Raw genomic sequence first — 14,677 nt, 5'->3', positions numbered from 1 at the left:
TTGCTCACCCGCTCCCTGCGCCGCCGCATCATCGTCGCGGCGGCTGCGGCGCTCGGCTTCGTGCTGCTCTACGAGAGCCCGATCTTCGACTCGGAGTACATGCCGGTGGCCTTCCGTCGCACGCGCGACTCGACGCCGGTGATGCAGCCGGGGCCACCCGACCCGCAGGACGTCGCCTCGCCGGCGCCCGGCGTGCGGCTGCGCTTCCGGGCCACCGCCTACTGCAAGGGCACGACGACGGCGTCGGGGGCGGGCATCCAGACGGGGATCGCTGCCGCCGACCCCGACCTGTTGCCGGTGGGCTCGGTCATCCGCGTGGAAGGCCTGAGCCAGCGCTACAACGGCATCTACACGATCCTCGACACCGGCCCGCGCGTGAAGGGCCGCCAGATCGACATCTACATGTGGAACTGCAACGAGGCGCTCTCGTTCGGGCGGCGCACCATCGGCCTGCAGGTGATCCGCCTGGGCTGGAACCCCCGCACGAGCACGCCCGAGCGCGTCGGCCAGGAGTTCCGTCGGCGCGAGTCGCAGGTCGAGGCCACGACCACGCCTACGCCGGCAGCATCCCCAGCGCCGTCACCGGCAACGCCGCCACAAGGCGCACCCGCGCCAGCACCCGTGCCGAAGCCCTGATGGATCTCCTCCTCGAAGCCACGCGACGCGCCGAGCGCGAGCATTTCTGGTTCAAGGGCTTCCGCGCCTTCGTGGCGCCGCTGGTCGCGCGCGCCGCAGCCGCGCACCCGCCGGCGCGCCTGCTCGACTGCGGATGCGGCACCGGCGTCAACCTGCCGATGCTCGCGCAGTACGGCACCGCCTTCGGCTTCGACCTCACGTGGACGGGCCTGAAGTTCGCCAAGGACCACGGGACGCGCCGACTGGCCCAGGCCAGCGTGGTGCAGGTGCCGTTCCGCGACCAGGCGTTCGACCTGGTGACCTGCTTCGACGTGCTGCAGTGCCTCCCGCCCGACATCGGTCGGAGCGTGCTGGCGGAGTTCCATCGCATCCTCGCGCCCGGCGGGCACCTGGTGATGAACGTGGCGGCGCTCGAAGCGCTGCGGGGCGACCATGCCGTGCTCGCCGAGGAGGCCCACCGTTACGGGCGCGGTGAACTGCATGGCATGGTGGAGGCGGCCGGCTTCCACGTCGAGCGCCTGACCTTCACCAATGCCTCGATCTTCCCGATCATGTTCGGCTCCCGCTGGTGGCAGCGTCGGCGCGGCTTGAAGCCGGCCGAGGAGGCGCAGGGCGAGATCAGCATCCCGAGCGCGCCCGTGAACCACACGCTGGCGGCCCTCCTCAGGAGCGAGGCCGCATTGGTGCGTCGCCTCGACATGCCGGTCGGCAGTTCCCTGCTCCTGCTGGCCCAGAAGCGCGGCGCCGCGTAGGCGGGCGAGACAGCGCGACGCCAGTCGAGGCACAATCTCGGCGCGGGGCCGGTGCCCCGGACAGGTCATGGACTCCCCAGACGCCCCAGTGCTGCTCCCCGGCGAGACCGGCCAGGACGATCCTGCGCCCTGCCCCCAGCGCCTCGACAGCGTCGCGGCGCTCGCCTCGGGCATGGCCCACGACCTCAACAGCGCCTTCACGCCGCTGCTGATGGTGACCGAGATGCTGCGACCGCACGTGCGCGACGCCGCTGGCCTGGCCCTGCTCGGACTCCTCGACGACAGCGTGCAGCGCGGGGCCGCGGTCGTGCGGCAGGTGATGGCATTCAGTCGCGGGCTCCAGGGCCAGCGCACGCGGGTGCATGTCGGCCACATCGCCCAGGTGCTCGAGCGGCGCCTGCAGGACCTGCACGGCGACGCGATCGGGTTCACGCTGCTCGTGCAGGACGACCTGTGGGCCGTGCGCGCCGATCCCGCGCTGCTGCACGAGTTGCTCGGGTTGCTGTGCACGCGCGCCCTCGACGCACAGCCGGCAGGCGGCCACCTCACCGTGACGATCAGGAACGTGACCTCCGAGGCGCCGGTCGAAGGCCAGACGGGCGCCATGCCGGCAGGCGACCACGTGGTGGTCGCCCTGCGCGACAGTGGCCTCCCCGTGACGTCGGCCGACCTCGCCCGCGTCGCAGCCGGAGACACGACGGGCGCCGATGGCCCCTGGCTGGCGCGCGTGCTCGGCATCGTCGGCAGCCACGACGGCGTGCTGCGCGTCGAGGGCGAGGACACGGGCAAGCGAACCATCCGGATCGTGTTTCCCATCGCCGAGCCGCGCGACCTGGCGACGTGGCACGACCCTGAACCAGACGCCGACCTCGAAGGACACGGCGAACTGGTGCTGGTGGTCGACGATGAACACGCGGTGCGCCTGGCGATCGCGCACACGCTCGAGCGGCATGGATACCGCACGCTGCAGGCTGCCGACGGCGGACGCGCCGTGACGCTCTATGGCGAGCACCGCGACGACATCGCGCTGGTGGTCGCCGACCTGGCCATGCCCGACCTGGGCGGCTGGCCGACGATCGCGGCGCTGCGCAAGCTGAATCCGGACGTCCGCCTCGTGGCCTCCACCGGCGACGCCGCCGGCGGGCACCGCGCGACGGGGTCGCACGTCGACGTGCCCCACGTGATCAAGAAGCCCTACACGGTCGAGGCGCTGCTCCGCAGCGTCCGCCAGGCCCTCGACGCCCCCTCGCACACGGGATAGGGTGCGGCGTCCCCCCCGGTAGGGCGCGGTGTCCCACCGCGCCGCAGTGCCCTCGGACAGCGGCCGCGTGGGACACGCGGCCCTACCCGTGGGGCTGCGGCTCGTCGCCCAGGTATCGGCCTGGCACGAGGTACTGCCGCACGTACTCGGTGACGGCGTCGGCCAGGGGTGTGGCCGGGGCGGCGTACCCGGCCTGGCGCAAGCGCGAGACGTCGGCCAGCGTGTGGTACTGGTACGTGGTCCGGAGCGTCTCGGGCATGTCGATGAACGTGATGCGCTCCGGAAGGTCGAGCGCGGCGAAGATCGGGCGCACCAGCTCGAGCCACGTGTGCGCCTCCCCCGTCCCCATGTTGAAGAGGCCGGTCGCGCCGTGCGCGGCCACGTGCAGCGTCATGTCCACCACGTCCTTCACGTAGACGAAGTCGCGCTGCTGCTCCCCGTCGCGGTAGTCGGGGCGATGGCTGCGAAACAGGCGGATCTCGCCGTCGGCCTGCACTTGCGCGAGCGCCTTGTGTACCACCGACCGCATGTCGCCCTTGTGGTCCTCGTTGGGCCCGAAGACGTTGAAGAAGCGCAGGCCGGCGACCTCCCCCAGCACACCCTGATCGCGCGCCCAGCGATCGAAGATCAGCTTCGAGTAGCCATACATGTTCAGCGGCCGCAGTGACTCGATGGCCGCCGGGTCGTCGTCCATGCCCATGGCGCCGTCGCCGTACGTGGCCGCCGACGAGGCGTACACGAATGCGGCCCCCCGTCCGAGCGTCCAGCGGCACAGGTCCTTGCTGAACTCGTAGTTGTTGCGCGCCAGGTACGCGGCGTCCTGCTCGGTGGTGGCCGAGCAGGCGCCCATGTGGAGCACGAGGTCGAAGGCGCCGAGCGCACCGGACTCGAGGCGCGGCAGCAGATCACCCGCGTCCAGGTAGTCCTCGAAGCGGAGGGCGCGGAGGTTGCGCCACTTGGGGCCGGTCCCGAGGTGATCGGCGATGACGATGCGCGAGTTCCCGCGCCCGTTCAGCCCCCACACGAGCGCCGAGCCGATGAAGCCGGCGCCTCCGGTGACCAGCACGCGCGCGCGTCCGAGGTCGATCATTCAGGCTCCTTCGAGGGCAGGCCACACGGCACGCGCCCCGCACGTCGTCGAGAGGAACACGCCGGTCCTATCCGCGGTCCCCAGTGGCCACCGCCGTCGCCGGCGCGTGCGACTGGTACTGCAACTCGTACAGTCGATGATAGATCCCACGCAGGGCCAGCAGTTCCTGGTGGGTGCCCGCCTCGCGCAATTCACCCCGATGCAGCACCAGGATCCGGTCCATGTCCTGGATGGTCGACAGCCGGTGGGCGATGGCGATCGTGGTGCGGCCCTCCATCAGCACGTGGAGGGCGTCGCGGATCAGGATCTCGGTCTCCGTGTCGACGCTGGACGTGGCCTCGTCGAGCACGAGGATCTGCGGATCGAAGGCCAGCGCCCGCGCGAACGACAGCAGCTGCTTCTGGCCGACCGAGAGCGTGGCCCCGCGCTCGGCCACCGGCGTGTCGTAGGCCTGCGGCAGGTCGCGGATGAACGCGTCGGCATGGACGGCCTGCGCCGCCTCGCGCACCCGCGCGTCGCTGATGTCGTCGCGCCCGAGGCGGATGTTGCCGGCGATCGTCCCGGAGAAGAGGTACACGTCCTGGAGCACCAGGGCGAAATGCGACCGCAGCGCCGCCAGCGGCAGGTCACGCAGGTCCGTGCCGTCGAGCGTGATGCGGCCGCTCGTGACGTCGTAGAACCGCAGCAGCAGGTTGATGAGGGTGCTCTTGCCCGACCCCGTCGCCCCGACGATGCCGATGCGCTGCCCGGGCTCCACCGTGAACGACACGTGCTTCAGCACGTCGACGCCCGGCGTGTACGCGAACGACACGTCGTCCACGACGATCCTCCCCGCCTTCGCCTTCGGCTTCGGCGGGCTCACGCCCAGGGAGTGCGGCGTCGGTGAGTCGCCGGCAGTCGCGGTGGCCGTACCCGGTACCCCGTACCCCGTACCCGGATCCATGACGCTGACCGGCGTGTCGAGCAGCCCGAACAGCCGCTCGGACGACGCCATCGCGGCCTGCAGCAGGTTGAACTTCTCGGACATGTCCGAGATGGGCCTGAAGAAGCGCTGCGCGTACTGGATGAACGCCACCAGCGTGCCGATCGTCAGCGTGCCGGCGAGGACCCAGCCGCCGCCGAACCACAGGATCAGCGCCGTGGAGAGTGCGCCGATCAGCTCGATGGCCGGGTAGAACACCGCGTAGTAGTAGATCGACCGGAGGTTGGCGTCGCGGTGCTCGCCATTGACGCGCTGGAACTCGTCGAGCGCACGGCCTTCCCGGCGGAACAGCTGCACGGTCGACATGCCCGTGAGGTTCTCCTGCAGGAAGGCGTTGAGGCGCGACACCCAGGTACGCACCTCGCGGTAGGACTCGCGCACGTTCCGCCGGAACCACTGCGTGACGAACAGGATCAGCGGCATCACGCAGAACGTGAGCAGCGCCAGCCGCCAGTCGAGCGACACGAGCACCGCGATGATGCCGCAGAGCGAGAGCACGTCGCCGAACACGGACACGACGCCCGACGTGAAGAGGTCGTTGATGGCGTCGACGTCGCTGGTCACGCGCGTCATCAGCCGCCCCACCGGGTTCCGATCGTAGTAGGCGAGGTCGAGCCGCTGCAGGTGATCGAAGACCTGCCGACGCAGGTCGTACATGATCCGCTGGCCGAGCATCTGCAGCGTCGTGGTCTGCACGAACTCCGCGACGAACGCGCCGAGGAGCGTGCCCAGGTACAGCAAGGCGACCACGCCGACGCCGCGCAGGTCGCCGGTCGCGATGTGCTGGTCGATGGCGCGCTTCACCAGCACCGGCTGCGCGAGCTGGAAGCCGACCCCAATCACGATGGCGGCCAGGGCCACCAGGGCGCGGGCCCAATAGGGGCGCAGGTACCCGATCAGCCGGCGCATCAACCGGCTGTCGTACGCCTTGCCGAGAATCTCGTCGTCGTGCGGAGCCATCAGGAGGTCGCGAGCTCCGCCTCGAGCTGCTGCTGGCGCACGAGCTCGGCATACGGCCCGCCCGCCTGCGCAAGACTGGCATGGGTGCCGCGCTCGACGATGCGTCCCTCGTCGAGCACGATGATCTGGTCGGCGTGGCGTACGGCCGAGATGCGGTGCGCCACGATGATGGTGGTGCGGTCGGCGGTCACCTCGCGCAACCGGGTGAGGATCTCTTCCTCCGTGTACGTGTCCACGGCCGACAGCGCGTCGTCGAACACCAGCACCGGCGCATCGGTCATCAGGGCCCGGGCAATCGCCGTGCGCTGCTTCTGGCCGCCAGACAGCGTCAGGCCGCGCTCGCCGACGCGCGTGGCGTAGCCCTCGGCGAACTGGACGACGTCCTTGTCGAGCCGCGCGATCGCCGCCACGGCCTCGACGCGGGCCCGGGTGATCTCGCCCGGCTCCGCCAGGCTGCCGAACGTGATGTTCTCCTCGAGCGACGCGCTGAACAGGAACGTCTCCTGTGGAACGAAGGCGATGGCGCCGCGCAGGTCGCCGAGACGGACGTGGCGGACGTCGAGGCCGTCGAGCCACACCGTGCCGACCGGCGGCTCATACAGGCGCGCCAGGAGGTGCACGAGCGTCGACTTGCCGCTGCCGGTGGCGCCGACGATGGCCAGGGTCGATCCGGCAGGGACGTGCAGATCGATGTCGTGCAGCACGGACGGCCCGGCCGCGTAGGCGAACGAGAGCTGGCGAATGCGCAGGTCGCCCCGCACCGGCCTCGGCAGCGACTGCGCCCCAGGCGCATCGACGATCGACGGCGGTGTGTCGAGCACCGCGAGCATGCGCTGCCAGGAGGCACTGCCGCGCTGGATGAGGTTGGTGACCCAGCCGAACGCGATGAGCGGCCAGGCGAGCTGGCCGAGGTAGCCGTTGAAGGCCACGAACTCGCCCAGCGTGAGGTCGCCCCGGATGACCTTCTGGCCGCCGAGGTACAGGAAGGCGACGATGGCGAGGCCGAAGCCGAGGGTCATGCTCGGGTAGAAGCAGGCCTGCAGGAGGATGAGCGTGCGGTTGCGCGCGACGTACTCGTCGTTGGCGGCGAGGAACTTGCGGCGCTCCGCCTCCTCCTGGCCGTAGGCCCGCACCACGCGGACGCCCGCGAGCGACTCCTGCGCGATGGCGCTGATCTCGGACAGCTGGGCCTGGATGCGCTCGAAGCGGTGGTGGATGGCCTGGCCGAATTGCTTGACCATGAGCGACACCAGCGGCAGCCCGGTCACGAGCATCAGCGTGAGCCACGGGTCGAGCGACAGCATCATCCCGACGGCCGCGATGGCCAGCACGCTGGTCGACACGGCATACATCGCCGCCGGCCCGACCATCATGCGGACGGCCCCGAGGTCGGCCGAGGCCCGCGACATGAGGTCGCCCGTCCGGGCGCCGTCGAAGTATTCGCGAGGCAAGCGCTGCAGTTGCGCGAAGAAGTCGTTGCGGAGGTCGAACTCGATCTCGCGCGATGCCCCGACCATCAGGCGACGCATGAAGTAGCGGAACAGCCCACCGCCGGCCGAGATGGCGAGCACGGCCGTCGCATACCGGCCAATCTTGCCGTGCGTGACCCCGGCCGTCAGGTCATCGACGGCGTACTTGAGCACCCACGGCGTGAGCAGCGAGAACAGGTTGGAAAAGACGGCGCACGTCAGTCCAAGGGAGATGGGGCGTCGGTACCGGCCGAGATACGGCACCAACCGACGCAAGGCGGAGAGCACCTGTCGATTATAGGGAACGGCAGTCGGCAGTCGGGAGTCGGCAGTCGGGAGTCGGAGGGCGCCGGGTCCTCGCGAGGGCCTACAGGGCCGGACATGTCCGTCCGATAGGCGTGGCTATGAAGGTGCGACGACTCTTCGCGATGCTGGGCGGCGTGGGCCTGGCCTGGACCCTGACGACCAGCCCTGCCGTGGCCCAGTACACCCCCCTGGGGCAGCAGCAGGGCTCCGACCCCGCGACCGGCGAGAAGTACAACGTCGAGATCGCCTACGGCATCTGGAATCCCACGCCGGAGATCGTGTTCTCCAGCGAGCAGTTCGGCATCCTCGGCAGCGACATCAGCCTGTCGAAGGACCTCGATGTGCTCAAGGCGAGGTTCCAGGCGTTTCGCGTCGTCCTCAGGCCGGGGCGCAAGCACAAGTTCCGCGGCGAGTACATCCCCATCAAGTACGACGTCGACACCATCCTGCGCCGCAACATCATCTTCAACGGCGTGCTGTACCCGGTCGGGCTGCCGATCCAGGGCGAGTTCAAGTGGAACGCCTACCGCGTGGGGTACGAGTACGACTTCATCTACCGCGACCGCGGCTTCCTCGGCTTCCTGGTGGAGGCCAAGTACACCGACGTGCGCGCCGAGTTGACCACGCCCATCACCAGCGAGTTCGTCGAAGCCAAGGCCCCCATCCCGGCCATCGGCATCGTCGGGCGCGGGTACATCCTGCCCAACCTGGCCATCGGCGGTGAGTTCTCGGCCTTCCGTCTGCCGGAGAGCGAGGACCGCGACTACACGGGCAAGTACTACGACTTCGACGTCTACGCCACGTTCAACTTCACGAACAACCTCGGCGTGACCGGCGGGTATCGCCGACTGACGCTCGGATACCAGGTCGACAACGACTTCGGCGACTTCCGGATGAACGGGTACTACGTGATGGGAGTCGCGCGCTTCTAGGAAGGGCGACAGCCTACGTGCCCGTCACCCACGCGGCCAGCCAGCGCTGGTCGCCGCCGACGCTCCCCTGCCCAGGCCTGAAGCCACCGCGGGTCACGAAGCGGACGCGCCCCTGCTCCGGCCGCAGCGTGACGGTTCGGCGCTCTCCGGCGGCAAGCGAGACATCGCCGCCGCCACGCCCTGTCCACGACACCAGAACCGGTGCCGCGCCTGCCGCGAGGGTCACCGTGGCTGACGAGGCAGGGATGCCCACCACGACCTCGGCATCGCCAGCGAGCCAGGCGCCGTCAGGCTCGGGGTAGACCCCCTCCTGCGGCAGCAGCCACACGACCGTCCCGATTGGATGCGCCCGGGTCGCCGGCGCGATCGACGTCGGCCAGACCTCGTCGGCCACCAGCCAGGTCCGCGTGACCGACCCAGCGGCCTCGCGGGAGGCCTTCACCACGACCCCCTTCATCGGCACACCCGACTCGAACGAGACGTCGGCGCCGGGCACCGCGCGATCGGCGAGGAACCGCGAGGCGCGGCCGTCGCCGAGCGACACGCCCAGCCGTGCGCCGGGGCTGCCGCCGAGGGCGCGCAGGCGATAGCGGCCTGCCGGCAGGTCGTCGACACGCAGCAGGGTGAAGTCGGAGGCGTGGGACCGTCGGCGCGAGTCGAGTTCGACGTCGAACCACGTCCGCGTGCGGCCGACGGGTGGCGGCGTCACGGCAATCAAGACGTCGCCGGGCGCGGAGGCCCGGCGCGCGAGGTAGCGCGCCTGCGACGCCACCGGCTGCAGCGCGGCCGCGCGATGCCCGGCGCGGACCGTCGCCGATGCGACCGGCACGACCACGAGCGCGATCGTCAGCATCGACAGCGGCGCCGAGAGTCGCCCGTACCGCTCGGCCACACGCCAGGCGAGCCACGCCGCGGCCAGCATGACGGCCCACGCGAAGGCGTCGTGGACCACGACCAGCGGGGCGTCCCGGTGCGCCGCCGGGAGGGCGGACACGAGGTCGATCAGCGGGCTGGCCCAGGCGACGATGAGGGCGCGGCCATCGCGGACGTTGTAGGCCAGGGCGCCGTGCTCGGCAACGACGAGCGCGGCCGTGCAGGCCAACGAGACGGCGAGCGCCGCCGTGCCCATGTGGCGCGACGCGCGCGACCGCAGCGCCTGCCAGCCGAGGGCGATCGCCGGCGCCAGCGGCAGCACCAGCGGCACGAGGAACCGCGCCGGGGCCGACAGGCCGCCCCACCACATCCGGTATGCCGCCACCGTGCACGTGTAGCCGAGCGCCAGCAGGAGGATCAGCCCCGCCACCCACCACGCGCCCGGGCGCTGCGATCTGACCGAGGGACGCAACGCACCGAGCGCCAGCAGGAGCACGGGGGCCGTCGACACGAGCCCGAACTGCTGGTCGACCAGCAGGCCGGGCAGCCCTGGCCGCAGGTGTGCCAGCGCCATCTGCGTGTAGGCCCCGTACGGCGCCGACGGATTGGGCGTGCCGTAGATCGCGACGAAGAAGCCGAACCAGCCGAGGGCAGCCAGGGCTGCCGGCATCACGAACGCCGCCAGTGCCCGCCAGTCACGACGGAACGCGAGCAGCGCCACGCTGGCCGCACCAAGCCCCACAGAGAGCAGCGCGTAGCGCGTATGCAGCCACGGCAACACCCCGAGGGCCACCGAGGCCAGGGCCCAGGCTGCCGACGAGGGCGGTGCCGGACACCCGGCGATACCCGTATGCATCGCGCCGCGCAACAGCACGCCGCAGGCCAGCAGGGCCAGCACCGACGCCGGCGCATCCGGGAAGATCGCCGCGCCGTGCAGGAAGAAGGGCGCCGCGCCGACCGTCGCCAGCGTCGCGATCCAGCTCGCCTGCTCGTCTCGGGTCGCCTGCCAGCTCACGCGCCAGGCCAGCCATGCGCCCAGCATCGCGAACAGCACCAGCGTCGCCACGGCACCGCGGTGGCCGGCGACGACGAATCCCGGCACGAGCAGGACCGGCAAGCCGGGGGCGTGCACCGAGTAGATCTGGCCGTCGGTGCCTCGCTGCAGGTAACTGGGCGGCAACGGCTCGCGGTGGTAGGCCGCGTAATCGGCGCGCGCGTGGTTGTCCTCGATGCGCAGGTCGCGTTCGAGAATCAGGCTCTGGGTGATGACGAGGTAGTCGGGTTCATCGCCCTTCGGATGCTGCGGCGCCGTGTGCCAGGCGGTGGCCACCAGGGCGATGCCCGTCACCGCCGCTGCCAGCCACGGGGCCCGGGCCGGGGACCGGATCCAGCCGTCGAGCGGACGCGCGAGCGCGCGGAACGCGTCAGCGTAGACGTACGCGATGCAGGCCAGCCACCAGCCCACGGCGAGCGGGCCGGTCCACGCCAGCCACGCCGCCGGCACTGGCAGCGGCAGCCACGGCAGCATGACTGGCGACACCAGCGCCAGCGCCACCAGTGGCGTGCGCCAGTGGGACGCGTACGCCAGGCCCAGGCCGGACAGCACCAGAAGGGGGAACAGGTACGACAGGAACGCGCGTGCCGGCGCGAGGAGCCCGATGCGGGCAGGATCGTCGAGGGCGCGGACGGTGAGGGTCCCGGTCGCCAGCCATCCCCCGAGCGCAAGGGCCCCAGCCGTCAGCAGCGGCACCAGGGCGCGCATCGGGCGGCATGCTACCATACGCCCCCATGCCGTCCGGACGCGCCGCGACATGGAGCGGCCGCCTGGTGCTGGGCCTGCTGCTCGCCATCGCCATGACATGGCCCATGGCCGGCAAGTTCGACCGCGCGGCGCGCCTGAACTTCGGCGACGGCGAGTGGAGCGTGTGGAACGTCACCTGGGTCGCCCACGCCCTCACCACGGCCCCCACCTCGCTGTTCCAGTCCAACATCTTCCATCCCGATCGCGACACCCTCGCCTACTCGGAAGCCAACGTCGTCACGGGCCTGCTCGGCGCGCCGTTCCACGTGGCGACCGGCGGCAACCCGTACGCGACGCACAACGGCGCCATCCTCACGGCGCTGGTCCTGGCCTTCGTCTTCGCGTGGGGCTTCGCCGAGACGCTCGGCGCCTCGAGCGGCCTGGCCGCGGCCTTCGCCGTGGCGTTCACGTACTGCCCGTACCTGTTCGCGCGCACGGCGCACATCCAGTTGATGATGACGTTCGGCCTGCCGCTCGCCCTGCAGGCCTTCCACAGGCTGGTCGACCGGCCGTCCGCAGCGCGTGGCGTGTGGCTGGGCGTGACGCTCGCCATCCAGGCGCTGGCGTGTGCGTACTTCGGCATCTTCGCCGGCCTCACCGTCGGCCTCGGCACGCTGTTCTTCGCGGTCTCGCGTGGACTTTGGCGGTCTCGCTCCTACTGGACATCGATTGCCCTTGGCGCGGTCGTGAGCCTGGCCCTGGTCGGGCCGTTCTTCCTGCCGTACATGCGCGTCCAGAAGGAACTCGGGTTCACGCGCCTGCTCGAGGACGCGGCGATGTACTCGGCCGACTGGCAGGCGTGGCTCGCCTCGTCGGCGTGGGCGCATCGCTGGATGCTGCCGTGGCTCGGTCGCTGGAACGAGGTGCTGTTCCCCGGCTTCCTGCTGACGGCCCTCGGCCTCGCCGGCCTGGTCGTCGGCTTGCGGCGCAGTGGGGAGGCTCTCTCCAGCGGCAGTCGCTCCGTAGCCGTCGGCCATGACCGACGGTCGGTGATGGCCGGGCTCGCTGGCCCCGAGCGTAGTCGAGGGGGAGAGCCGGCCCTACCTTCGGGTTCCCCCCTCGACCCGCCGTACCGCCGTGAGACGACGACGTTCTACGGCCTGGTGGGCCTGATCGCGTTCTGGGCAAGCTTCGGCCCGAAGGCGTACCTCTACACCGCGCTCTACTACGGCATCCCGATCTTCACGTTCCTGCGTGCCCCGGGCCGCTTCGGGATCCTCGTGTCGCTCGCGCTCGGCGTGCTCGCCCTCGTCGCGCTGCGCACCTGGACCGAGCGTCGTCCGCCGCGAACGCAGCTGATGGCGGGATCGCTCCTCGCGCTGCTCTTCGCGGCGGAATACACCACCGCACCGATCAGGCTGGAGAATGCCATCCAGGTCCCTGAGCTGTACCGTCGATTGGCGAACCGGCCGACCGGGCCAGTCGTCGAGTTGCCCTTCTGGTACATCCGCAGCGACTTCCCTCGGCATGCGCGCTACATGCTGCTCTCGACGTATCACTGGCACCCGCTGGTGAACGGGTACAGCGACCACATCCCGCAGTGGTTCCGCGACGAGGTGGTGCGCATCAGCAGCTTCCCCACCGCCGAGTCGCTGCAGATCCTGGTGGACCGCCACCAGGCGAAATACGCGATCATCCACTTGGGGCACTACGACAGCCGCAGCCGAGTCCGGCTGCGCGAGAGGCTCGAGCAGTACAAGGAGTACGTGCGGCTACTCGAAACCGAAGGCGACGTGTGGCTCTACGAGATCGTCGGAGCACCGCGCTAGCGCTGGCGTTCTTCGCGTGCCTCTCGCTGGCGCACACGTGGCCGCTGGTCACGGCGCCTGCCACGCTCTCGCGCACCGACAGCGCAGACGGCCTGCTCAATCAGTGGATCCTCGGCTGGGTGGCCCACGCCCTCGCCACGCAGCCGCTGTCGCTGTTCGACGCCAACATCTTCTTCCCCGAGCCCCGCACGCTCGCCTTCTCGGAGCACCTGGTGGTGCCCGCACTGTTCTCGGCCCCGGTCTTCTGGGCGGGTGGCTCGCCCGTGCTCGCCTACAACGTCACGCTCTGGATCGGCCTCGCGCTGAGCGGCTGGGCGATGGCGCTCGTGGTGCATCGCTGGACGGGCGACTGGTACGCCGCGCTGCTGGCCGGCAGCCTCGCCGCGTTCAACACCGACACGCTCACACGCATGGCGCACATCCAGGCGATGCACCTGGAGTTCCTGCCGCTGGCGCTCCTGGCGCTCGACGACACGCTGCGCTCGGGCACACGACGCGACGCGCTGCGCCTCGGGCTGTATGGCGCGCTGCAGATGCTCTGCTCGGGCTACCTGCTCGTGATGACGGCCGTCTCGCTGGTCGTCGGCGTGCTGGTCCGTCCCGCCGACTGGATGGGGACGCGCGCGCGCGCGGTGCTGCCACGACTCGCGCTGGCGGCCGCCGTGATGGCGCTGGTCTGCAGTCCGTTCCTGCTGCAGTACTACCGCGTGCAGCACGACCAGGGCCTCACGCGATCGGTCGATGAGGTGCGGCAGTACGCAGGCTCGTGGGCCAACTTCGTCGCGACGGGCGCACGCCTGCACTTCGAGACGTGGAATGCCGGCGTGTACCGGCAGGCCAACTCCGCGGCGTTCCCGGGCGTGATTCCGTGGCTGCTCGCCCTTGTCGCCATCATCACGGGCATCGCCTGGCGTGATGCGCGGGCGCGCACGTGGCTGGTGATCGGCCTGGTCGGCGCGGCGCTGAGCTTCGGCCCGGAGCTGCCAGGCTACGCGCTGCTCTATCGCCTCGTGCCGATCCTGCAGGGCATCCGCGCGGTGGCCCGCTTCGCGCTGCTGCCACTGCTCGCCGTCGGCGTGCTCGGGGCGTTCGGCCTGGCGTGGCTGCGCACGCGGCTGTCGGCCCGCGGGGCCGTCCGCGCGGCGAAGGTGATCGGCGTTGCCGCGGTGATCGGCGTCAACCTCGAGAACACGCGCGTGCCGATGGGGTTCGTCGCGTTCGACGGCATCCCGCCGGTGTACCAGGCGCTTGCGCGCGAGCCCGACGCCGTCGTCGCGGAACTGCCCTTCCCTGAGCCGGCGCGAGTGACCGTGAACGCGGCGGCGGTGCAGGCATCGACCGCGTACTGGAAGCCGCTGCTGAACGGGTACTCCGGTTACACCCCGAAGAGCTACGTCGAGCACTACCTCGCGTTCCGGGGCTTCCCCGGCGCCGACAGCATCGACGCCCTCCGCAAGGCCGGCGTCACCCACATCGTCGTCCACGTCGATCAGGCGTCGGATGCTGTGGCCGCGCTGGCGCGCATGCCCGGCGTGACGCTGGTGGCCTCTGACACCGCCCGCCGCATCTATCGCATCCAGGGCTCTCAGTCGGGCCAGAAGTAGGCGTCGCCCTCGGGCGACGCTGGCGCTGCACTGCCACTGCCGCTCACACCTATCGCCTCGGGTAGCCTCCAGCCTGTAGCCTGTAGCCGTGCAACCGTCAGAGAAAGCCTCCCGATTCACCGAGTCGGTCATCCGCGAGATGACGCGCGTCGCGCTGGCGCATGGCGCCGTCAACCTGTCGCAGGGCTTCCCCGACTTCCCCGCGCCGGAGGAGGTCAAGGCCGCAGCCGTGCGTGCGATCG

General features: G+C 70.6%; 10 protein-coding genes. 6 read left to right on the top strand and 4 right to left on the bottom strand.

All coding sequences use genetic code 11. From position 1 onward, the window contains the following. The 3 genes from ACIRDX_RS08540 to ACIRDX_RS08530 all read left to right on the top strand — a co-directional run bounded on the left by ACIRDX_RS08540 (position 1) and on the right by ACIRDX_RS08530 (position 2,649). A complete protein-coding gene (locus ACIRDX_RS08540; RefSeq protein WP_396624993.1) occupies positions 1-636 on the top strand; it encodes a 3D domain-containing protein in 636 nt (211 codons plus the stop codon). Further along, positions 636-1,388 (top strand): class I SAM-dependent methyltransferase, encoded by a 753-nt coding sequence (locus ACIRDX_RS08535; RefSeq protein WP_396624992.1) that lies wholly within the window; start codon positions 636-638, stop codon positions 1,386-1,388. Before ACIRDX_RS08540 ends, ACIRDX_RS08535 begins: the two co-directional genes overlap by 1 nt. 67 nt (positions 1,389-1,455) lie before the next feature. Next, entirely contained in the window at positions 1,456-2,649 is a 1,194-nt protein-coding gene (locus tag ACIRDX_RS08530; protein ID WP_396624991.1) for a response regulator, read from the top strand. An 82-nt stretch (positions 2,650-2,731) separates the two neighbouring features. Here the strand turns inward: ACIRDX_RS08530 and rfaD are convergent, their stop codons facing one another. From rfaD to ACIRDX_RS08515, 3 genes are all read right to left on the bottom strand, one after another. Continuing rightward, positions 2,732-3,739: an ADP-glyceromanno-heptose 6-epimerase gene (rfaD, locus tag ACIRDX_RS08525; protein ID WP_396624990.1), complete on the bottom strand. Its 1,008-nt coding sequence runs from the start codon at positions 3,737-3,739 to the stop codon at positions 2,732-2,734. A 67-nt stretch (positions 3,740-3,806) separates the two neighbouring features. Next, on the bottom strand, positions 3,807-5,681 hold the full coding sequence (locus ACIRDX_RS08520) for an ABC transporter ATP-binding protein (RefSeq protein ID WP_396624989.1): 1,875 nt from the start codon (positions 5,679-5,681) through the stop codon (positions 3,807-3,809). Beyond that, on the bottom strand, positions 5,681-7,438 hold the full coding sequence (locus tag ACIRDX_RS08515; RefSeq protein WP_396624988.1) for an ABC transporter ATP-binding protein: 1,758 nt from the start codon (positions 7,436-7,438) through the stop codon (positions 5,681-5,683). Before ACIRDX_RS08515 ends, ACIRDX_RS08520 begins: the two co-directional genes overlap by 1 nt. A gap of 116 nt (positions 7,439-7,554) precedes the next feature. On the opposite strand from ACIRDX_RS08515, the gene ACIRDX_RS08510 reads away from it, so the two are divergent. Next, the gene (locus tag ACIRDX_RS08510; RefSeq protein ID WP_396624987.1) at positions 7,555-8,388 is read left to right on the top strand and encodes a hypothetical protein; all 834 of its coding nucleotides are present in this window, start codon (positions 7,555-7,557) and stop codon (positions 8,386-8,388) included. 13 nt (positions 8,389-8,401) lie between these two features. Here ACIRDX_RS08510 and ACIRDX_RS08505 read toward each other — a convergent pair whose 3' ends face one another. Then, positions 8,402-11,023 carry a hypothetical protein gene (locus ACIRDX_RS08505; protein ID WP_396624986.1) on the bottom strand — a complete coding sequence of 874 codons (2,622 nt, stop codon included), beginning with the start codon at positions 11,021-11,023 and terminating at the stop codon, positions 8,402-8,404. 26 nt (positions 11,024-11,049) lie between these two features. Between ACIRDX_RS08505 and ACIRDX_RS08500 the strand changes: the two genes are divergently transcribed. Continuing rightward, positions 11,050-12,831 carry a hypothetical protein gene (locus ACIRDX_RS08500; RefSeq protein ID WP_396624985.1) on the top strand — a complete coding sequence of 594 codons (1,782 nt, stop codon included), beginning with the start codon at positions 11,050-11,052 and terminating at the stop codon, positions 12,829-12,831. After that, positions 12,798-14,435 (top strand): hypothetical protein, encoded by a 1,638-nt coding sequence (locus tag ACIRDX_RS08495; RefSeq protein WP_396624984.1) that lies wholly within the window; start codon positions 12,798-12,800, stop codon positions 14,433-14,435. The genes ACIRDX_RS08500 and ACIRDX_RS08495 overlap by 34 nt, the downstream gene beginning before the upstream one ends. Positions 14,436-14,677: the final 242 nt, after the last annotated feature.

The organism is Luteitalea sp. (genome assembly GCF_044337415.1).
Taxonomy (GTDB): Bacteria; Acidobacteriota; Vicinamibacteria; order Vicinamibacterales; family Vicinamibacteraceae; genus Luteitalea.
Note: the sequence above shows the minus strand (reverse complement) of the source record. Positions and strands in the feature narration are given on the sequence as shown.